This is a genomic window from Arenibacter amylolyticus (genome assembly GCF_002150785.1).
Lineage (GTDB): Bacteria > Bacteroidota > Bacteroidia > Flavobacteriales > Flavobacteriaceae > Arenibacter > Arenibacter amylolyticus.
Genome location: NZ_MTAZ01000049.1, coordinates 35,845 through 56,516 on the forward strand (window position 1 = coordinate 35,845; position 20,672 = coordinate 56,516).

Consider the following 20,672-nt stretch of genomic DNA (forward strand, 5'->3'; position numbering starts at 1 on the left):
TTTTTCCAAATAAATTTATCCTGCATCCTTAACTTATTTTTTTGATTTTTCCTGCTTCAGGGATAGCATGTTGGTAAATAGTCGGTACGCACCGGGCACACCTGCCGGAAGCTCCCTGAAAAAACTTAGTCCGGTATAAACATAATATCCTTCCCCGTAAGGAGCAACCAAAAGACTGCCTTTCAAAGGTGACTCGTCCTTGTCCCACATGGAAAGGATTGGGGTAAACTCCTTAGACCACTGGCCTGGAAAATAAAGTCCTCGTTCTTGTACCCAACCTTTAAAGTCTTCCTGGGTTATTTTGTTTGGGTAGTTTACAATCGGATGATTTTTATCTAAGATTTCAACATCAGATTCCTCATCGGTTACCCTATTTCTGGAAAGGGTCAAAGGATAAGGGGCCAGATTTTCCATGGAGGTTACCTGCCGGTCGGCAGTATTGTATTGAATAATCAGGTTGCCTCCATTCCTAACATACTCTAATAAGAAACGCTGTTTAAACTTTAATTCTTCTACTACATTATAGGCTCTAATCCCTACTACAATGGCATCATAATGTTGTAATGACTGGGAGCGAATGGAGGCGGGGTCTATGATAGAAACATCATACCCAATTTGCTGTAAGCTGCTGGGAATTTCATCGCCCGCACCCCTAATATATCCTATTTTGTTTCCATTTTTAATAATGTTTAAACGGACCACCTTGGCTTCGGCGGGTAATAAAACGGATTGTTTGGGGATATGGTCATAATCTATTTCTACCAATTCTTTGGAGACTTCCTTTCCATCTAAATGAATTATAGGTGTTATATAGCTTTCACTCTTGGTAGTAGGAGGACTTAAAAGGAAGCGCACAATTTGCTGATCCCCTTTGTTGGAGATTTTAAAAGGTTTACTTTCTTGGTCTACCTGCCAGCCTTTTCCTAGTTGAAGCTGTACCTTCCCTTCAATATGATCCTTGTGGGCTTTTACGGAAATCGCAATTTCCTTTGGTTGGCTATCCGCGAAGATGATTACCTTATCCTTGAAACTAGCCGTGGCCTTTGGTAAAATACTGAATGGCTGGTAAATCTCTCCCTTATCGGGTCTAGAGTATCGGTATACCAGTGGTTTTACTATGCGCACTGGGTATCCATTAAACTCCAGATCAAAGTTTATATTGATGGCTGCGGGGGTTTCCGGTTTGCCAATAAGGTCTTGGTCTTTAACTTGGTACATTCCTAAGTCCCACTTTTCATTTAACCAGTAGGGATTGGTAATAGGGGCCTCGTTGGATATTGGTAAACCAATTTCAATTAGCTCTTTTTTATTTTCCTTCAAAGGAATATTTTTAGCAATGGAGGGCTGGTTGGGCATGGCAATGCTCTTAAGGACGATATCGGAATTACTTCTGTTAAGTGCTTCAATAGAAACGGTAATCTTCCCACCTTGGTACGAGCTAGCCTCCGAGGCAGTAGCCTCCAAAAACAATCCGCTTACAGAAAGTATGATTTCCTCCAGTTCCTTTAGTTTTATGTTCCTCCAATGATCATCTTTAATATTTTTCAATGCGCTATGGGCTTCTAAAAGCTGAGGTAAATGTGTGGATGGATCCTTAAAATTGAAGTTTTGTTCTAGATCATAGAGGATTTTCCCCACCGCATCACCGCCTTCTACCCTAGACCAAGTGGTATTTATGCCCTCAAAAATGTCGGACTCCTTACTGGGCATCTCACCTTTTAATAGCTCTAAATACTCCATTTCGCTTCCGCGGGTGCGCAATCTTCCAAATCCTTGGCAAAGGTGTTGACTGCTGGCAAGCGCCGCAATCTCATTATTAGATAATCCGCTTAGTGGGTAGTAGGTGCCAACATCTACTTGGAGCATATTGGACTTATCGGCACTTTTAAATCGCTCTTCACTTCCGTAAAACCACCAAGAGGTATTGAAAAATAATCTTGAGGGCTGCCAAATGCTGGTTTTGTTTAGTTGTTCTGGGTAGTGGGCTGCGTTACCAGCCATGTCAAAGGCCGAGACACTCAACATGGCCGAGGAGGTATGGTGTCCGTGGGTTGTTCCAGGGCTGCGATGGTCAAAGCGATTAATAATTACGTCTGGCTTAAAAGTCCGAATAACCCAAATAATATCGCTCAGTACCTCGTCCTTGTTCCATACCTCGAGGGTTTCATTGGGATGTTTGGAATATCCAAAATCGTTGGCTCTGGTAAAAAACTGTTTACCTCCATCTATTCGCCTTGCAGCCAATAACTCTTCGGTACGTAGTACCCCCAATAGCTCACGTAATTCCGGTCCTATTAAATTCTGGCCACCATCTCCACGGGTAAGGGAAAGGTAAGCGGTATTCGCCTTTATTTCGTTAGACAGGTAAGATATTAGCCTGGTGTTTTCGTCGTCGGGATGCGCAGCAACATAGAGGGCCGATCCTAAAAAATTTAGTTTTTGAAGCGCCTGGTAAATGTCAGACGAACTATGGGATGGTGGAGTCTGGGAATAAACAAGCTTGTTTGATAGTATTATTAAAGTGAATAATAGCCAGAAAGAGCGCATTTATTATTGTTTTTGAAGTTGGTTCAATATTAAATTTAAACTTGGTATAAAATTGTTTAACAACTATTTTGAGGATTAAAGCTCGCTGCTACTATCAAAGTCGTCCTCATAGGTCCCTACAAGTCCCACTGCTTTTTGAAGCATCAGGTTATTGGGATAGGTATAGAGTTCGCCATTTTTACTTCTTAGGTGAATATGGAAAGCCCTTATATCCTCAATAATAAAAATTTCATCCGGTAATTCCATTTCCTTATCCTTCACACGAATCCTATCCCCAATTTTAAATGGAAAAGAAAAGAACAGTATAATCCCTGCTGTAATATTGCTTAAAATTGACCATTGAGCAAATAGTGCGACTCCGATTACTGCAAAGGCAGAGGAAAAAACAATCCCTATTTGCTCAAAATCCACCCCCCAGATCAGCGTAAGGGCAAGCAGACCCACCCCAGTTATACCAATAGTGACATATTTTATGATTAAACGAGTTCTTATCTCATTGATATCGCTCATTTTGCCAATCTTGCGAATGGTTTTGGCACCAAAATATTTTAATATCATTAATACTATTAGGCATAAAATGGTGCCCAATATTTGATTCATGTACTTCAGGTAAAAGGTCTCCTCCATATTTGCTATAATCCTAAACTATCGCGAAAAATTACGTCTTTATTTTTGTTTTCTTGCCAATATGCCCGTTTTAGGGTCTTTATTTTAGTGGCTGTAGACCTAGCTGTTTTTGCATTGTCCCCAGTTCCACTTTTAAAAGTTTCAGTCCAACCTTCAACCGTATAGGGGAAATTACTGGAAAAATGGATGGCTAGGGTCCTTTCCAAGGAAGGGTAGGTAATGGTATATGTACTTATACCATCCAATGTTTCCAGACTGCCTTGGGCCTCGTAGGCCTTGAGCTGCTTATGGGCCAATCTTACATATTCCAATGAAGGAATCATCTCCATCTTTCCCGTGGGCAGGTTTTCTGGATTTATTCGGATTTTATTCCATACTTCATTCTCCAAATGTTTTTTTTCCAATTTTAAGAATTGATCCCCATCAGATTCAAAATAGGAAAAGGAATTCACCTCATAATGTAACCTGTTATTTAATTGAGTAAAGACCTGTCCGCACCATTCCTGAATGGAAGAAGTTAACTTTATTGCATGCTGATTGTCGTGCACCGGATAAAAGCTGCTGTTCATAATGGAGTAGGGGTAAATGCCCGTTAGAAACTTTTTGGTGCTGTTTAATTTTAAAACGGAAATTTGGTCGTCCTGGGGAAGATCTGGTTTAACCTGCTTGTCTTTCAAAAAAGGCTCGGTTACATAGATTAGCACCGCTTTGCCATCCCTTAATTCCCCATAACGAGCCTGCTCTAATTTATAGGAGGTAATTTCTGCCTTTCCGGCATACCAGTATTCCTTAAACTCCTGGGAAAGTGGTCTTTTGGTTTCAGTGCTTTGTGAAGGGGTAGTGTTAGCTTTACCAACAAAACCTTCTTCTGCAGATGAACCTTCTCCCTTACAGGAGGATAGGGAAACCATTACAAGGAGTGTAGCTGCCCAGCAAGAAATGGGTGTGGATAATAATCTCATGGCAATAGGATTTGTTATAAAAATATTCAAAATAAGCTAACCTACCATGGTCATTAACGTTTTAAAGACTAAATGGGTGGGCAAGCCAACGACATTGGAGTAGGAGCCCTGTATCTCTTCTATACCAATTAATCCGATCCATTCTTGTATGCCATACCCGCCGGCCTTGTCAAAAGGTTTGTAGTGATCCACGTAATGATGGATTTCCTCCTCGGCTAGCTTTCTAAACTTGACTTTCGTCTTATACGTTGCTGTTTTTTGCGTGCTGCAGGTAGTAAAACAGACCGAGGTAATCACCTGGTGCCAATCATTGGATAGAGTCTGTAACATGCGTATTGCCTCTTCTCGGTCTTGGGGTTTGGCCAGGGAGACTCCCCTATGCCAAACTACCGTGTCCGAAGTGATTACGATTGTTTTATCCCTTAGTTGATCTTTAAACTGCGAAGCTTTTAGGACGGCCAGGTATTCGGAAATCTCTTCTCCTTGAAGGTGCGGGGGGTAAACCTCTTCCACGGGAAGTGTCTGTACCTTAAAAGGTATTCCCATTTCTTTGAAATACTGTTGTCTTCTGGGAGAGGCAGATGCTAAAACTATAGAATGACCCTTTAATTTGTCGGCTATCATAAAATTAGTCGTTTTTGGCGCTAAAGTTATCGGCCCAATGGCCCCTTACCTTTAATACTTGCTCTATAACATCTCGTACGCAACCATCACCACCATTTTTATGGGAAATGTATTTGGAAACAGCCTTTACCTCTGGAACGGCATTTTGAGGGCAACATGGAAGCCCGGCTTCCATTAAAGGGGGAATGTCTGGGATATCATCCCCCATATACAATACATTTTTTGGGTCGATACCGTAAATGTCCAGGTACTCCTCAAAAGGGTCTATTTTATGATGCGCTCCCATGTGGATGTCCGTGACCCCCAACCCCTTTAGTCGTACTCGCACTCCTTCATTAGTACCTCCAGAAATAATGCATACATTATAACCTTGCTCTATGGCTACTTTTAAAGCATACCCATCTTTTACGCTCATGGTCCGTAATAGTTCCCCCTCAGAGGTAATAACAACTTTACCATCGGTAAAGACACCGTCCACGTCAAATATAAAGGTAGTTATGTTGTGTAATAATTCCTTATAGCTCTTTTCCATATTTCTTACTGATCGATTTGCTTAACAAGCTGTAAATATCCTTATTATTTTTGTTTTTTAGTTGATTAAGGTGGTTTTCAATGGTGGTCATGTCATTTCTTCGTGCGGGACCCGTTTGGGCTTTATGGGGAGTCATATAATCTAGCTTTTGCACCGTCTCCCTAATTAATGGGAGTAAAATATGAAAAGGAATATTGTGATCGTTGCAAATCTCATTGCCTATATCATATAGGTGATTAGTGAAATTATTGACGAAAACAGCTGCCAAATGGAGTGTTTTCCGTTGGTCCGAGGATATTTCCTGTACCTGGTCACTAATAGTGTTCCCTAGTTTTTTCAGCAACTCTAAATCGCCCTCGCTCTCTGCCTCCAAACATAGGGGAATCGACTTAAAATCAATTTTTCTTCCTACACTAAAGCTTTGAAGCGGATAAAAAACGCCTCTTCTATTTCTTGGATCCAAAGCCGTTAAGGGTGCGCTTCCAGAACAATGCGCAACTAGCCCACTTTTGTTAATGAGATATTTGGCTACTTCAGGAACGGCATCATCGCTAACTGCAATCAAATATAGGTCTGCATCTACAATGTTATGGAAATCGGTACCTATGGCACCTGCTTTTTTAAAGTAAGCAAGTTGCTCCTTGTTTCGCGCAACTACTTGGCGAATTTCAACGTCTTCCACATCCATAAAAGTATCGAACATATGTTTGGCTACATTGCCCGACCCCAGTATTACTAAAGAAATCATGATCAAAAGTAACCAATCTGTGAAAACTTCTCCGCTTTGCCCTAAAAGAATTGTTGTAACCGCCATTTTTTGAGAAATTGAACCCTTACTAAAAGGTGGGCTAGGGTTTAAAATGTAACCTTGGGGTGAATAATCTATCTAATGGATAACGGCATTTCCAAAAGGGTAATTTTAACTTTCTTAGCTAGGAGTGAGGTCCCGTTGGGATCCATTGTTAATTTTATAGGGTTCCCTTAGTTCTATGTTTTGGAATCCATAAGTATATGGGAGTTTTATGCTGATTTTGGGAATTTTAAATAGGGAGTCAATTAACATAACATTCACTTATTTAACTTATAGAAATATGTATTTTTGCGATTTTAAATCAAACCTTATCTTTCCAAGATGACCGAATTTTTAAAGAAGTTTTTCTTTTCCACTCGATTGATGTCCATTTTATTTATTGTTTTTGCCACTGCCATGGGGATCGGAACCTTTGTCGAAAGCAAATATAGTACCGATACTGCGAGGATCTATATTTACAACGCTACGTGGTTTGAGGCAATAATGGGGTTTTTTGTAATCAACTTTATTGGCAACATAGCCCGATATAGATTGTTGAGAAAAGAAAAATGGGCGGTTTTAATGTTGCACCTTTCTTGGATATTGATTATTGTAGGAGCTTTTGTTACAAGATATATCAGTTACGAAGGAATGATGCCCATCAGGGAAGGAGAGACCGAGAATGTGTTTTATTCGGACAAAACATATTTAACCGTTTATGTAGACGGGGAAATTAACCAAGAACGGAAACGTAAGGTTTTGCAAGATGCCATTCTAGTAACGGCACAGGGAAAAAAATCTAACCTACCATGGAATTCCGATTTTAATGGACAGCCTTTTACCATTTCTTATGCAGGTTTTATTGAGGGTGCAAAGGAAGGTCTGATTGAAGATCCCAACGGAAAGGAATATCTGAAAATAGTGGAATCTGGTGAGGGGCAGCGACATGAACACTATTTGGAGAATGGGACTGTAGCCAGTATTCATAATGTGTTATTTGCCCTTAATAAACATACCCCTGGAGCTATCAATATTTCTACTACCGGGGATGAATATACCATAGAATCCCCGTTTGAAGGTCAGTTTATGCGAATGGCCGATCAGATGGAGGGAGAGGTTGCCAAGGACAGCGTGCAGAAATTTCAGCTCAGATCCTTGTACAATATGGCGGGAATGCAATTTGTAATCCCCGATCCTTTAGTGAAAGGAGAAGAAGGGATTGTACCAATTCCTGAAGAAGATAGAACAGAGAACGATTTAGATGCCTTGGTATTGGATATTACCAGTAATGGGGAGACCGTTCGCAAGAAATTATTGGGAAGTAAAGGGACGTCTAACTTTTCTGGTAAGTTTGAGGTTGGCGGACTGGAATTTCATATGAGTTACGGGTCCAAGGTATACGAATTGCCATTTGGTATTAAATTGAATGATTTTATTGCAGAAAGATATCCTGGGACGGAAAATAGCTACTCTTCATTTATGAGTAAGGTAACCGTTGTAGACGATAGACCATTTGATTACGATATATACATGAACCATATTTTAGACCATAGGGGATATCGCTTTTTCCAAGCTAGTTTCCATCCAGACGAAAAGGGAACCGTACTGTCCGTGAACCACGATTTCTGGGGAACATGGATTACCTATATAGGGTACTTTTTACTGTATACGGGTCTAATGGGGATTATGTTCTTTGGAAAAACAAGGTTTAAGGACCTTGGGGTGGCCTTGGAAAAATTGAAAAATAAACAGGCGAAACTGACAACCGTCTTGTTGCTTGGAGCAGCATTGACCATGACGGCACAGGATGCCGATGGTGTAACCATCCATGCTCATAGCAATACTCCAACGGCCGAGCAGATTGACTCGCTGCTACATGCTATTACGCCTTCTAAGGAACATGCAGCAAAGTTTGCCAGATTGGTTATACAAGATGAGGGAGGGCGCATGAAGCCTATTAACACCTTCTCCTCAGAATTATTGCGAAAGTTAAGCCTACGCGATAAGTACACCGACTTTAACTCGGACCAGGTATTTCTTTCGATGATGTTAAACGCACCGGCTTGGTATAACGCAGAGTTCATTGCATTAGATAAGAAGGGGCAAAATGATAGCCTTAGGAATATTATTGGGGTTCCCCATGATCAGAAGTATGTAAAGGCAACCGATTTTTTTGATGCACAAGGACGTTATAAATTGGCACCTTACTTAAAAGATGCCTATAGTACCAATACGCCAAACCAGTTTCAAAAAGACTTTAAGAGTATAGATGAGCGACTAATTTTATTGAATAGGGCGCTGGGAGGCGATATTGTAAAGATTTTCCCGCTCTTAAACCATGAAAATAATAAGTGGATATCGGCCGTGGAATATAGGGGAGGGCAATACCCAATTGCAGATTCCCTCTATGCTAACTTTGTAAAAAATGCCGTTCCCTTCTATTTAATGAGCCTAGAAAAGGCGGTGCAGACGGGAGATTACACTGAGGCAGATAAATTATTGGCGGCCTTTAAGAAGAATCAGGAGAATCACGGTAGCGAAGTGTTGCCTAGCAAGAGTAAAATAAAAGCGGAAATCTTTTATAATAAAGCGGATATATACAATAGACTTTATAAGTACTATGCGTTGGTAGGACTAGTGATGTTCACCTTGTTGGTATTCCAAATTATTAAGGATAGAAAGGTACTTCGTTATAGTGTTAAAGGCTTAAAGTGGATTGTGTATTTGTTTTTCATTGTCCACACCATTGGCTTGGGCCTACGTTGGTATATTTCAGGACATGCCCCGTGGAGTGATGCCTATGAGAGTATATTATATGTATCCTGGGCAACGGTAGGAATGGGACTGTTATTCACCAAAAAGAGTAATATGACCGTGGCCGCTTCTACCTTTGTAACGGCTATGCTATTATGGATTGCCCATCAGAGTTGGGTAGACCCATCTATTGCCAACCTACAACCGGTACTGGATAGCTATTGGTTAATGGTGCATGTTGCGGTAATTGTTGGAAGCTATGGACCCTTGACCGTAGGTATGATTCTAGGGGTGGTGAGTTTGATACTTATGACCGTTACCAACGAAAGAAATTTGGAACGAATGAAATTGAACATTCAAGAGTTGACCATTATCAATGAGCTTTGCCTTACCGTTGGATTGGCCATGTTGACAATTGGTAACTTCTTGGGCGGACAATGGGCTAACGAAAGTTGGGGCCGTTATTGGGGATGGGATCCAAAAGAGACCTGGGCTCTGATTTCCATTATGGTATATGCCTTTGTTCTACACGTACGCTTGGTTCCGGGACTACGCGGGAGATGGACCTACAACTTTTTAAGCGTTGTTGCCTTTGCCAGTATTATGATGACCTATTTTGGAGTGAACTTTTATTTGGTGGGCTTGCATAGTTATGCCAGTGGAGCACAGGTGATTACGCCTACCTTTATTTACTATACCGTATTTGGAGTATTTGTTTTGGGAGCTGTTAGTTACTGGCGTTATAAGAAGTTTTACGTGAAGTAATAGTTGCCGGACCGAATATGGTTGTGAAAGGAGCGATGCCTAAAGCCGGTTAGTATTTACAGGTATAGTTGAATATTTCTTGGGAATTGGCTATCTATGGTGGATTATATGTGCCATTAGTAATTTTTGTGGGAGTTTGGAAAATAGATTCCCATGAAATGGTATGTAAGCAATTTTTGTAACTTTAAGGACTTAAATCCCTAAAAACAAAAAATGAATCAACATAAAAACGGCTTAAATACGATATGTACACATACAGGGGAATTGGAAGACCTTACTTATAAGGGGGCCATTTCCCCTTTGTATATGGCTACCTCCTATGCCTTTGAAGATGTAGATGTAAAGCGTTATCCTCGGTATTTTAATACGCCCAATCAACAAGGATTGGCAAAGAAAATTGCGGCCTTGGAAAACGCCGAGGGAGCTTTAATATTTGGTAGTGGCATGGCGGCCATCAGTACGTCCCTATTAGCTTTTTTAAGGGCCGGTGACCATATAGTTCTGCAAAACACCTTATACGGTGGGACTTACAACTTGGTTACAGAGGAATTTGAAAAATTCGGTATCTCCTATTCCTTTACGGAGGGTTGGAAAGCGAGCGACTTTGAAGCTAAAATTCAAACGAATACCAAGGTGTTGTATATAGAGACTCCTTCCAATCCTTTGTTGACCATCACAGATATCGCAGCGGTGGCGGAGACGGCCAAAAAGCATGGAATTGTATCTATGATAGATAATACTTTTGCCAGTCCAGTAAATCAGAATCCCATAGACTTTGGAATTGATATCGTAATCCATAGTGCTACTAAATACATGGGAGGGCATTCGGACATCTGTGCAGGGGCAGTGGCCGCTTCTGAAGATAATATGAAACGAATCTTCCATTTGGCAAAAAACTTGGGCGGAAGTCTAAGCGATTACACGGTATGGTTGCTAGAAAGGAGTATTAAAACAATGGGTATAAGGGTGCGGGCACAAAACGACAATGCTCAGCAAATGGCTCAGTATCTGTTAAACCATGAGGCAGTGGATGCCGTTTACTACCCGGGATTACCATCCCATCCAGACCATGAAATAGCCAAATTGCAGATGAAAGGTTTTGGCGGAATGCTTTCTTTTGAGCTTAAAACTGGATATTGTGCCTCCCAATTTCAAAAATCTTTAAAATTGATAAAACCCTCTATGAGTCTGGCAGGGGTAGAAAGTACTACACTATCGCCAGCACTCACCTCACATTCCCTGTTAAGTGCGGAAGAACGTAAGAGACAGGGTATTTCCGATGGCTTAATCCGTTTTTCAGTGGGAATAGAGGAAACAGCCGATTTAATACAGGATATGGAGCAAGCTTTTAAAACTGCCAAAGCATAGAATGAACTACCCATTACGTCGCACTGCGATAGCAAGTTGATGTTTTTAATTGGGAATCGTTCCATGGTTACAAGAGGTAGTTATCATTGAATAATTGGGAAACTGTTTTTGCTCAGTAGCATATATTTTCCAAGACATAGGATTAGAATAAGAAGTAATGAAATTAGACATATTAGTGTTCGGAGCACATCCGGACGATGCAGAATTAGGCGCTGGTGCTACCATTGCAAAAGAGGTTGCCAACGGTAAAAAAGTAGGATTAATAGATTTAACACGTGGAGAATTGGGAACACGTGGTTCTGCGGAAATTAGGGATAAGGAAGCTGCTGAAGCTGCTAAAATATTGGGGGTTAGCGTTCGGGAAAATTTGGGTTTTGCCGATGGCTTTTTTACCAACGATAAGGAACATCAGCTAGAGGTTATTAAAGTGATCCGAAAATATCGTCCAGATACGGTATTGTGCAATGCCATTGAGGATCGCCATATAGATCACGCCAAAGGGAGTAAATTGGTAAGTGATGCCTGTTTTTTAAGCGGATTGCCCAAAGTGGTGACTTCTATGGCGGGTGATTCCAAGTCCCAGGATGCTTGGCGACCAAAATGGGTGTACCATTATATACAATGGAAAAATTTGGAACCAGATTTTATCGTGGATGTATCCGGATTTTTAGACATAAAAATGAAAGCCATTATGGCCTATGGTTCTCAGTTCTATAATCCCAACAGCAAGGAGCCAGAAACACCAATTAGTAGTAAAAACTTTACCGATAGTGTGGAGTACAGGGCACGAGACTTGGGTAGATTAATAGGAGTGGAGTACGGGGAAGGATTTACCGCAGAAAGACATTTAGCAGTTAGAAACCTGGATAGTCTAATCTAAGCCGATTTTTTCTGTTGCTGTCTACCACGGGGTACGGTAAAGTAAAAGATGGAGCCTTTCTCCACTTCGCTTTGTACCCACAACTTTCCACCATTATTTAATATCATTTCCTTACATAAAGACAATCCTAAACCGGTTCCTTTCTCATTATTGGTGCCATAGGTGGTGTAATTGGAATTCTTTTGAAGGATTTTCTCTTGAATATCTTTTGGGATTCCCTGACCGGTATCCTTAACAAATACTTCTATATAATCCTTATTTTCCACGGCCCCAAAGGTAATACAGCCTTGGTTGGGTGTAAACTTTATAGCATTGCTCAATAAATTGCGCAACACTACACTCATTTGGTTTTCATCGGCATAAATCCAGATATCATCAGAAACTGAATTTTTTACTTCGATAGATTTTTTAGAGCTTATTTCATTTAAGAGGTTAATGTTTCGTTGAACCAGATTGGAAAGCATAACATTGGATGGTGTAGTGGTAGACACCTTCATTTGCGACTGACCCCAGCTAAGTAAGTTATTTAAGGTGAAGGATAGGTTGTTTACATCATTCTTTAACTTTGGGACAAATGCCATAAAGTCTTCCCGTTCCATCTGTCCACTATTTAGCATTGTCAACACACTTTCCAAAGCCCCAATAGGCCCGCGTAGGTCGTGCGCAATGATGGAAAATAGTTTGTTCTTTGTTTCATTGGATGCCTGTAACTCCAATTTTCCTTGCTCTAAAACTTCCTTTTGCTGTTGAAGCTTATGATTTAAGTTTTTCTGAATTTTCTGGGCCCTTGCCACAAAGAATCCAACTATTCCCATGATGGCAATTATCAATAGGGAAATGTAGATATAATATTGTTGCCTAGCCAAGGCTTTTTCGTTCGCTTCAATTAAAGCCTCTTGCTGATCTTTATGGGCAATTTCGGTTTTTAATAGGGTTAAACTGTTTCTATTCTCATCCCTAGCTAAGGTGTCCGATATTTTTTGAAATATTTCATGGTACTCCAAAGCTTTCGCATAGTCATTTTCGTCCTTGTATATTTTATAAAGTGTTTTGGATCCGCTTTTTATGCCCTCCATGGATTTTATTTTAGAGGCTATATCATAGGATTTTTGGGCGTACTTTAAAGCTGCGTCGTCATTATTGAGTGCTAAATACGCCTCTGCCATTCCATTATATAAGTCTATGCTGCCTCTTGGATCCTGGAGTTCATTATGTAATTCATTACTTTTATTATACCAAAATAGCGCCAAGGAATGCCTTTTTTGCATTAGGTAAATCCTGCCTTTTACCATATACGAATAGGCAAGCCAATCTTGAACCTTATTTTGTTTAAAGATGGCGATGCTTTTATCAATATGTGTGAGTGCATTTTCATATTGTTGTGTTTCCGTATAGATATTCGCCAAATTGCTCATGGTTTGGGCAGAGTTAATTGGATCTCCAACAATTTTATTGAGGTTTTCTACCTTTTGAAAAAAGTATAAAGCCTGTTCGTAGTCCTTATGGTAGACATATATACTGGCTAAATTTTCGTTGATAACAGCTTCTATTAATTTGTCTCCATGGGCCTGAGCCAGTTCTAAACTTTCCAAATATCTTTTTAAGGCAAGGGAGTAGTTTCCGGTATAGACATATTCGGAGGCCAAATTGTTGGTAATTCTCAGAATTAAATCCGTGTTATCATCGGATTTTGCCAATACCAAGGCTCTTCGGAAATAGGAGATGGACTCGGTGTGTTTACCTCTATCGGAATAGTAGTCTCCTATATTCTTTAGTGCTTCGCCTTGGCCTGATTTATAATTAATTTCTTTGCTCAACAATTCGGCCTCCTTGGCCAGCAGTAACAAGCTGTCTGGATTAACAAACCGCAATTCAAGCGCCAAGTCGTTTAAAAGTCCGATATATAGTTCTTCATCCTTTACTATTTTACCGTCCTCCTTAATTTTCTTAATGGATGCCTTTAGATGGGCAACAATGTTTTCCTTTCCATATAGTAACGCTCCATTAAAATTAAAAAATAGAAACAGAACGATGAACACTACATTTCGTCTCTGCTTTATGTGATTTAATGGCTGGGTATACATGGGGGTATTTTCTTGTTTCAATGCTGGATAAAACTACTTTTCTTTCAATGTACTAGGTAAAAAATGTTGTGAATGATAGCTTTCTTGTTGTTTCAACCATAAAAATACACCTTTTATCGAGGATTTATAAGTAAATAGCTAAGTTTAAACACTAAAGGTAAGATTATTCAACATATCTGAAAAATAAGGTCGATTTTATTTTGTCTGATGAAACAAAAAATCTATCTTTGCCACCGCTTACAAATGGTGGTTGTAGCTCAGCTGGTTAGAGCGCTGGATTGTGGTTCCAGAGGTCGCCGGTTCGAACCCGGTCTTCCACCCAAAAATAACAAGCCTTATTCTTAATGAATAGGGCTTTTTTTGTGGCCTAAAGTGAAGTGGTCCTAAGGAATGCTTAGCGAGAAAATTTCATTATTTAAAGTCTCAAGAGTGGTATTAGTTAATTACTCCTAGACCCAGACTTTGAGATTGATCCTCAATAAGTCAAAGGTAGAGGGATAGTGAGCAGGAAGTATGTTTCCTACTTCAAGGTAATCCGCGTAGGGAATAAGAGATCGTTGGAGGATCCCCTGATGTTAACTAATATAATTCCAAATATTCTTATGTTTTACAATCTGGGCATAGGCTTGTCTAATAACCTGATGCCGTTCTAGGTGAGCATCCTCTTTTAAGAGGGCTTGGGCATAACTCCTAGCGATCTTTAAAATCTCATTATCCTTAACAATATCCGCGATCTTTAAGTTTAAAACCCCACTTTGCTGAGTACCCATAAGATCTCCGGGGCCCCTTAGCTTTAAGTCTACCTCGGCAATTTCGAAACCGTCGGCGGTTCTTACCATAGTTTCCAACCGGGTTTTGGAATCTGCGGATAATTTATGTCCGGTCATCAATATACAAAAACTTTGATCTGCACCACGGCCAACCCTTCCCCTTAACTGATGAAGCTGAGACAAACCAAATCGCTCTGCGCTCTCTATGATCATTACAGAGGCATTGGGAACATTTACGCCTACCTCTATTACCGTGGTAGCTACCATTATTTGGGTTTCACCCCGTACAAATCTGTCCATTTCATAATCTTTGTCGGCGGGTTTCATTTGTCCATGAACAATGGAGATTTGGTATTTCGGCATAGGAAAATCACGTACAATACTTTCATAGCCATCCATGAGATCCTTATAATCCAACGCTTCGGATTCCTGAATCAACGGGTATACTACATATATTTGCCGGCCTTTTTCAATCTCATCCCTTATAAATCTAAACACCTTTAATCGGTTGGCATCGTAGCGGTGAACCGTCTTGATGGGTTTTCTCCCTGGGGGTAGTTCATCAATAGTGGAAATATCTAAATCCCCATATAAGCTCATAGCAAGGGTTCTGGGAATGGGGGTAGCGGTCATGACCAAAATATGCGGCGGTATCTCGTTCTTATGCCATAATTTGGCTCGTTGGGCAACGCCAAACCGATGTTGTTCATCTACAATGGCTAATCCTAGGTTCTTAAATTGAACCTTATCTTCCAACAGTGCGTGCGTTCCTATCAAAATATGAAGGTCTCCACTTTCTAGCTGTTCATGGATTATTTTTCGATCCTTTTTCTTGACCGAACCGGTTAATAGAGCAATGTTGACCCCTATATCGCTTAAAAGCTCTTTAATTCCCATATAATGCTGATTAGCCAGTATTTCTGTTGGAGCCATTAAACAGGCTTGAAAGCCGTTGTCTATAGCTAATAACATGGTCATTAACGCTACAATAGTTTTTCCAGAGCCTACGTCGCCTTGCAATAACCTATTCATTTGGGCATTGCTCCCTAGGTCTGCCCTAATTTCTTTGATAACCCGTTTTTGGGCATTGGTGAGGTCAAATGGAAGGTGGTTTTTGTAGAATTCATTAAACAGTGTTCCTACCTTGTCAAATGTAAAACCTTTAATTCGTTTCTTGTGGCTAAGGTTCTTGGCAATTAGCTGTAATTGGATGTAGAACAATTCTTCAAACTTCAATCTAAACTGCGCCTTTCCCAATAAATCTTGATTTTTTGGAAAGTGTATATTGAATAGGGCTTCATTTTTTGCAAGTAGTTTTAACCTGTCTAAAATCTCAGGGGATAGTGTTTCCGAAAACCTTCCCTTGGTTTCAATAAATAATTGTTGCACCATTTTTCCAATTACCCTGTTGGTTATTCCAGAATTGGATAATTTTTCTGTGGAAGGGTAAATCGGTTGCATGCCTATTTTAAACCCCTTTTTATGTTCTTCCAGTAATTCCATTTCAGGATGAGGCATGGAAAAGACGCCATTAAACCAATTTAACTTACCAAAAATCACATAGGGCACATTTATTTTAAGATTTTCCCGGATCCACTTATGTCCACGGAACCATACCAATTCCATTTCCCCATGTCCATCGGTAAATTTGGCAACCAATCTTTTACCCCTTTTTTGCTCTACAGTTTTTATAGATACAATTTTACCAACTATCTGTACCTCGGCACTGGTTCGTTGTAGTTGGTTTATTTTATAATATTGCGTCTTGTCTATATATCTATTAGGGAATAAATGCAGCAAGTCTTGGCAAGTTTCTATCCCAAGTTCCGACTTTAAGGTGGCTGCCCTACTAGGGCCCACACCTTTCAAATAGGCTATTGGGGATTGAAGTATGTTGGGGTTCATTGGATTAAATTAATTATTTTGCCAGGGATTGTATCTACAGGTCCGGTATTAGCCGTGCTATTTTATATATTGGACTAAAATAGGACTTACTATAATTAACTGCAATAAACTAAAATGCTAAATTTAGGAAGACTTGGAGCTGCATCTATAAGCCGTATCATTATTTCTTTCTTCCTGCTGTTTGTTTATGTGGGTGCCGCCCAACATCAGGATAAGGTGAATTTCACAGAGGCAGCGGTAGAATTGTATCCCGATGCTTACAATAAAAGTATTGCTGGGGATGTAGACTATAAGTTCCGTATCCTTCAAGATGTGGATAGCATTTTTCTAGATGCCCAAAACTTGGATATATCCACCGTGCTTCTCAACAATAAAAAGGTGAAATACAGGAACAACGGAAAAACCTTAACCGTTTATAAACCGTATCGTAAAAACCGCACCTACAACTTAAAAATCTCCTATACCGCCAAACCTAAGCAAACCGTATATTTTATAGGATGGGACAGTTTGTCTACCACCCATCAGATATGGACACAGGGACAGGGGAAATATACCAGTCATTGGCTTCCTAGTTTTGATGATATGCAAGAAAAGGTGATTTTTAACCTTAATATTTACTTTGATAAGGATTACCAGGTTCTAGCTAATGGGAAGCTGATGGGGGTCTATACGAAAGGGGAGCTTAATAAATGGGTCTTTACTATGGATCGGCCCATGAGTAGCTATCTCTTGGCCTTTGCCATAGGGGAATTTGATAAAAAAGAACTTAGGTCGTCTAGCGGAATCCCACTTCATCTTTACTACCATCCGAGAGATTCACTCTTAGTAGAACCCACCTATAGGTATACTCGGGAGATTTTTCAATTTCTAGAACATGAGATCGGACTGGGGTTTCCATGGAGAAAATACGATCAAGTGCCAGTGCGCGACTTTCTTCATGCTGGAATGGAAAATACGGGACTCACCATATTTTCCGAGGGATTTCTATCGGACTCCATTGCATTTAATGATAGGAACTATGTGAATGTAAACGCTCATGAAATGGCCCATCAATGGTTTGGAAACCTAGTGACTCAAACAGATAGTAGATCCCATTGGTTACACGAAGGCTTTGCAACCTACTATGCCCTTTTGGCGGAAAAGGAAATCTTTGGTGAGGCTTATTTCCACTGGAAGCTATATGAAACTGCACAAAAGTTAAAACAAGACTCCTTACTCAATGGGGGAGAAGCCTTAACAGATCCTAAGGCCAGTAGTCTTACTTTTTATGATAAAGGAGCCTGGGCAGTTCACATGCTGCGTCAAGAACTGGGAGATTTAGTATACAAGGCCGGTGTGAAACAATTTTTGGAGCGGTATAAATATCAAAATGCGGATATAGAACAATTTTTACGTGAAATGGAGCTGGTTAGTGGGGCTAATCTTAATTGGTTTAAAAAGAAATGGCTTTCTGGTACAACTTTTCCCTATCAGGACGTAAAGGATATTTTAGTAAGTGAATCCACAGAAGTGGCACAATTCTACCATTTGCAGGATGCGTTGATCTCCACTAAAGAAGAACGACAATCGATTATAGAAAATTATTGGAATAAAACGGAGTCGGAGTACCTAAGGGCCAAAATAATTGAAACCAATTTTGAAGATTTGTCCCAGGCATTTCTAAAAAAAGCACTAGAAACCAATAATCTAAAAATACGTCAAGCCATCGCAATTAACGCTAAAAAAATTCCGTTGGAATTGAAAGCTGATTTTGAATCGCTCCTGAATGATGAAAGTTATCTAACCCAAGAGCATATATTATATAAATTATGGATATATTTCCCTGAAGCAAGGGAAAAGTATTTAAACCATACCATAAATACTATTGGATTTCCGGATAGAAATATGCGGATTTTGTGGTTAACCTTAGCGTTGGTTACCAAGGATTATAATCCTAAAAACCGTACGTCCTATTATGAGGAACTCAATGGATATACAGACCCTAGCTACCCCTTTGAGGTGAGGCAGAATGCTTTTGGGATGTTAATGGAGGTGATTGGTTTATCCGATAAGAACTTGCTAGACCTTATTCAGGCAGCACAACATCATTCCTGGCAGTTTAGACAATTTTCCAGGAAGATGATAGATCACCTTTTGGAAGAAGAAGGGATGCCAAAAAGAATAGAAAATTTAATGGGAAAACTAAATGACGAAGAAAGGCGTTATATGTATACTAAATTAAAGAAGAGATGAGAGCAATGGTAATATCTGGGGGAGGTAGTAAAGGTGCCTTTGCGGGTGGTGTTGCCCAGTACCTTATAGAGGAAATGAACCACAACTATGATATGTTTTTGGGTACTTCTACCGGCAGCTTGTTAATCTCACATCTTGCCCTTAATAAAATTGAAAAAATAAAAAAAGTATATACCTCCGTAGATAAGGATCAGATTTTTAGCAACTGTCCATTTGTTACCTCTAAGAAACATGGGATAGACACCATTGCTATAAATCATATGAACGTATTGAAAAACTTTTACAAGGGAAGTAAAACGTTTGGAGAAAGTTACAACCTTCTTAAATTGATTAAAAAAACGCTTACACAAAAAGAATTTGACCAATTAAAATTGGAACGGTCCGATATTATTGTCACGGTTTCCAATCTATCCTTGAATCAGGTAGAATATAAATCCATTAAAGATTGTACCTATGAGGAGTTTTGCGATTGGATTTGGATTTCTTGTAACTATACCCCCTTTATGAGCTTGGCATATAGAAATGGTTGTGAATATGCCGATGGGGGACTGGGTAGTATGGTCCCTATAGAGGAGGCTATCAAAAGAGGAGCTACGGAAGTGGATGCAATTATTCTAAAAACCGAGGTGACTCAGCTAAATAGATTGCCTTCTAAGAATGTATTTTCATTACTTACCAATATGTTTTCCTTTATGCTGGATAGAATAGAGCATCAAAACATACGAATTGGGAAGTATGCTGCTACCCATAACAACGCAATCATTAATTTTTATTACACACCTACAGTTTTAACAACCAACTCGCTTATTTTTGAAAAGGAAAAAATGTCCCTCTGGTGGGAAAGTGGCTTTAATTTTGCGAAATATAAAAATGCAGAAACCAATCAAATAGAAAGCGCAGTTGTATGAGAGCATTGGTAATTAGTGGTGGGGGTAGTAAAGGTGCTTTTGCCGGGGGCGTAGCACAGTACCTCATGGAAGTGGAAAAACGTGAATATGATATTTTTGTGGGTACCTCTACCGGCAGTCTTTTGATTCCACAATTGGCCTTGAACAAAATTGATAAACTTCATGAGATATACACCAATGTTAATCAACATGCTATTTTTAGCCTAAACCCATTCGTGGTACGGAAAAAGGAAGGAAGGGAATATGTATCTATTAATTTTCTAACATCAATTCTCCAATTCATTAAAAGGAAACGAACCTTTGGTGAGAGTAAATCCTTACGACGAACTATTAAGAAAAACTTCTCCGTACAAGATTTTAACGAGATTAGAGAATCTGGCAAGGAAGTGGTGGTCACCGTTTCTAATCTGTCTAAAAACATGGTGGAATATAAATCGATAAAAGATTTTACCTATGCCGAATTCTGTGATTGGATATGGATATCTTGCAATTACATCCCCTTTATGTCTTTGGTGAAAAAAGATGGGTTTGAATACGGGGATGGGGGACTAGGCTGCGTAGTGCCCATTAGGGAAGCCATTAAGCGGGGAGCAACCGAAGTAGATGCTATTGTTTTGGAATCGGAGAAAATGGAACGCAATAAGGTGCTGGGTAAAAACCCATTCTCACTAATGCTTAGTATTTACGGGTTTGTGTTAGATCAGATAGAATACCACGATATTTCGGAAGGGGTCTTGGCAGCAAAACATCGTGGTGTTCAATTAAACTTATATTATACACCTACTAGATTAACGGAAAACTCCTTGGTCTTTAATAAAAAACTAATGACCAAATGGTGGCAACAGGGCTTTAGTTATGCTGAGGAGAAATTTGCAGCCTCCCCAGAGCAACCCATAAAGGCTACAAGGAACTAAGCCGCTACCC

The 20,672-nt window shown here is 39.8% G+C and carries 14 protein-coding genes and 1 tRNA gene; 7 read left to right on the forward strand and 8 right to left on the reverse strand.

Going from position 1 to position 20,672, the window contains the following annotated elements; genetic code table 11:
* Positions 1-33: 33 nt before the first annotated feature.
* The 6 genes from BV214_RS14640 to BV214_RS14665 form a co-directional block, all read right to left on the reverse strand.
* Positions 34-2,547, reverse strand: a complete 2,514-nt coding sequence (locus tag BV214_RS14640) for a PIG-L family deacetylase (protein WP_086478257.1) — start codon at positions 2,545-2,547, stop codon at positions 34-36.
* A 75-nt stretch (positions 2,548-2,622) separates the two neighbouring features.
* The gene (locus BV214_RS14645; RefSeq protein ID WP_223883363.1) at positions 2,623-3,147 is read right to left on the reverse strand and encodes a mechanosensitive ion channel domain-containing protein; all 525 of its coding nucleotides are present in this window, start codon (positions 3,145-3,147) and stop codon (positions 2,623-2,625) included.
* Between the two features lie 32 nt (positions 3,148-3,179).
* Entirely contained in the window at positions 3,180-4,136 is a 957-nt protein-coding gene (locus tag BV214_RS14650; protein WP_086478259.1) for a septum formation inhibitor Maf, read from the reverse strand.
* Positions 4,137-4,172: 36 nt separating this feature from the next.
* A complete protein-coding gene (locus BV214_RS14655; protein WP_086478260.1) occupies positions 4,173-4,760 on the reverse strand; it encodes a Maf-like protein in 588 nt (195 codons plus the stop codon).
* Between the two features lie 4 nt (positions 4,761-4,764).
* Positions 4,765-5,292 carry a KdsC family phosphatase gene (locus BV214_RS14660; RefSeq protein WP_086478261.1) on the reverse strand — a complete coding sequence of 176 codons (528 nt, stop codon included), beginning with the start codon at positions 5,290-5,292 and terminating at the stop codon, positions 4,765-4,767.
* Entirely contained in the window at positions 5,276-6,106 is an 831-nt protein-coding gene (locus tag BV214_RS14665) for a Rossmann-like and DUF2520 domain-containing protein (RefSeq protein WP_317045191.1), read from the reverse strand. The genes BV214_RS14660 and BV214_RS14665 overlap by 17 nt, the downstream gene beginning before the upstream one ends.
* Before the next feature lie 318 nt (positions 6,107-6,424).
* Here BV214_RS14665 and ccsA point away from each other — a divergent pair, with 318 nt between their 5' ends.
* The 3 genes from ccsA (at position 6,425) to bshB1 (ending at position 11,849) form a co-directional block, all read left to right on the forward strand.
* Positions 6,425-9,601, forward strand: coding sequence for a cytochrome c biogenesis protein CcsA (ccsA, locus tag BV214_RS14670; protein ID WP_086478262.1), 3,177 nt, complete (start codon positions 6,425-6,427; stop codon positions 9,599-9,601).
* Between the two features lie 213 nt (positions 9,602-9,814).
* The gene (locus BV214_RS14675; RefSeq protein ID WP_086478263.1) at positions 9,815-10,969 is read left to right on the forward strand and encodes a trans-sulfuration enzyme family protein; all 1,155 of its coding nucleotides are present in this window, start codon (positions 9,815-9,817) and stop codon (positions 10,967-10,969) included.
* A 157-nt stretch (positions 10,970-11,126) separates the two neighbouring features.
* Positions 11,127-11,849, forward strand: a complete 723-nt coding sequence (gene bshB1, locus BV214_RS14680; protein ID WP_086478264.1) for a bacillithiol biosynthesis deacetylase BshB1 — start codon at positions 11,127-11,129, stop codon at positions 11,847-11,849.
* Here bshB1 and BV214_RS14685 read toward each other — a convergent pair.
* Positions 11,846-13,954, reverse strand: coding sequence for a tetratricopeptide repeat-containing sensor histidine kinase (locus BV214_RS14685; protein WP_086478265.1), 2,109 nt, complete (start codon positions 13,952-13,954; stop codon positions 11,846-11,848). The two genes, bshB1 and BV214_RS14685, sit on opposite strands and share 4 nt — an antisense overlap.
* A 224-nt stretch (positions 13,955-14,178) precedes the next feature.
* On the opposite strand from BV214_RS14685, the gene BV214_RS14690 reads away from it, so the two are divergent.
* A tRNA-His gene (locus BV214_RS14690) sits at positions 14,179-14,254 on the forward strand.
* 254 nt (positions 14,255-14,508) lie between these two features.
* Here the strand turns inward: BV214_RS14690 and recG are convergent.
* Positions 14,509-16,608: an ATP-dependent DNA helicase RecG gene (gene recG / locus BV214_RS14695; protein WP_086478266.1), complete on the reverse strand. Its 2,100-nt coding sequence runs from the start codon at positions 16,606-16,608 to the stop codon at positions 14,509-14,511.
* A 114-nt stretch (positions 16,609-16,722) separates the two neighbouring features.
* On the opposite strand from recG, the gene BV214_RS14700 reads away from it, so the two are divergent.
* From BV214_RS14700 to BV214_RS14710, 3 genes are read left to right on the forward strand one after another with little or no spacing between them, the layout of a single operon-like run.
* A complete protein-coding gene (locus tag BV214_RS14700) occupies positions 16,723-18,840 on the forward strand; it encodes a M1 family metallopeptidase (RefSeq protein ID WP_086478267.1) in 2,118 nt (705 codons plus the stop codon).
* The gene (locus tag BV214_RS14705; protein WP_086478268.1) at positions 18,837-19,748 is read left to right on the forward strand and encodes a patatin-like phospholipase family protein; all 912 of its coding nucleotides are present in this window, start codon (positions 18,837-18,839) and stop codon (positions 19,746-19,748) included. The genes BV214_RS14700 and BV214_RS14705 overlap by 4 nt, the downstream gene beginning before the upstream one ends.
* Positions 19,745-20,662 carry a patatin-like phospholipase family protein gene (locus BV214_RS14710; protein WP_086478269.1) on the forward strand — a complete coding sequence of 306 codons (918 nt, stop codon included), beginning with the start codon at positions 19,745-19,747 and terminating at the stop codon, positions 20,660-20,662. The genes BV214_RS14705 and BV214_RS14710 overlap by 4 nt, the downstream gene beginning before the upstream one ends.
* The last annotated feature ends 10 nt before the right edge of the window (positions 20,663-20,672 follow it).

Excerpts from the sequence above, each read along its gene's own strand:
- BV214_RS14640 (WP_086478257.1), bottom strand. The coding sequence starts at position 2,547 with ATGCGCTCTTTCTGGCTATTATTCACTTTAATAATACTATCAAACAAG.
- BV214_RS14645 (WP_223883363.1), bottom strand. The coding sequence starts at position 3,147 with ATGAATCAAATATTGGGCACCATTTTATGCCTAATAGTATTAATGATA.
- BV214_RS14650 (WP_086478259.1), bottom strand. The coding sequence starts at position 4,136 with ATGAGATTATTATCCACACCCATTTCTTGCTGGGCAGCTACACTCCTT.
- BV214_RS14655 (WP_086478260.1), bottom strand. The coding sequence starts at position 4,760 with ATGATAGCCGACAAATTAAAGGGTCATTCTATAGTTTTAGCATCTGCC.
- BV214_RS14660 (WP_086478261.1), bottom strand. The coding sequence starts at position 5,292 with ATGGAAAAGAGCTATAAGGAATTATTACACAACATAACTACCTTTATA.
- BV214_RS14665 (WP_317045191.1), bottom strand. The coding sequence starts at position 6,106 with ATGGCGGTTACAACAATTCTTTTAGGGCAAAGCGGAGAAGTTTTCACA.
- ccsA (WP_086478262.1), top strand. The coding sequence starts at position 6,425 with ATGACCGAATTTTTAAAGAAGTTTTTCTTTTCCACTCGATTGATGTCC.
- BV214_RS14675 (WP_086478263.1), top strand. The coding sequence starts at position 9,815 with ATGAATCAACATAAAAACGGCTTAAATACGATATGTACACATACAGGG.
- bshB1 (WP_086478264.1), top strand. The coding sequence starts at position 11,127 with ATGAAATTAGACATATTAGTGTTCGGAGCACATCCGGACGATGCAGAA.
- recG (WP_086478266.1), bottom strand. The coding sequence starts at position 16,608 with ATGAACCCCAACATACTTCAATCCCCAATAGCCTATTTGAAAGGTGTG.
- BV214_RS14700 (WP_086478267.1), top strand. The coding sequence starts at position 16,723 with ATGCTAAATTTAGGAAGACTTGGAGCTGCATCTATAAGCCGTATCATT.
- BV214_RS14705 (WP_086478268.1), top strand. The coding sequence starts at position 18,837 with ATGAGAGCAATGGTAATATCTGGGGGAGGTAGTAAAGGTGCCTTTGCG.
- BV214_RS14710 (WP_086478269.1), top strand. The coding sequence starts at position 19,745 with ATGAGAGCATTGGTAATTAGTGGTGGGGGTAGTAAAGGTGCTTTTGCC.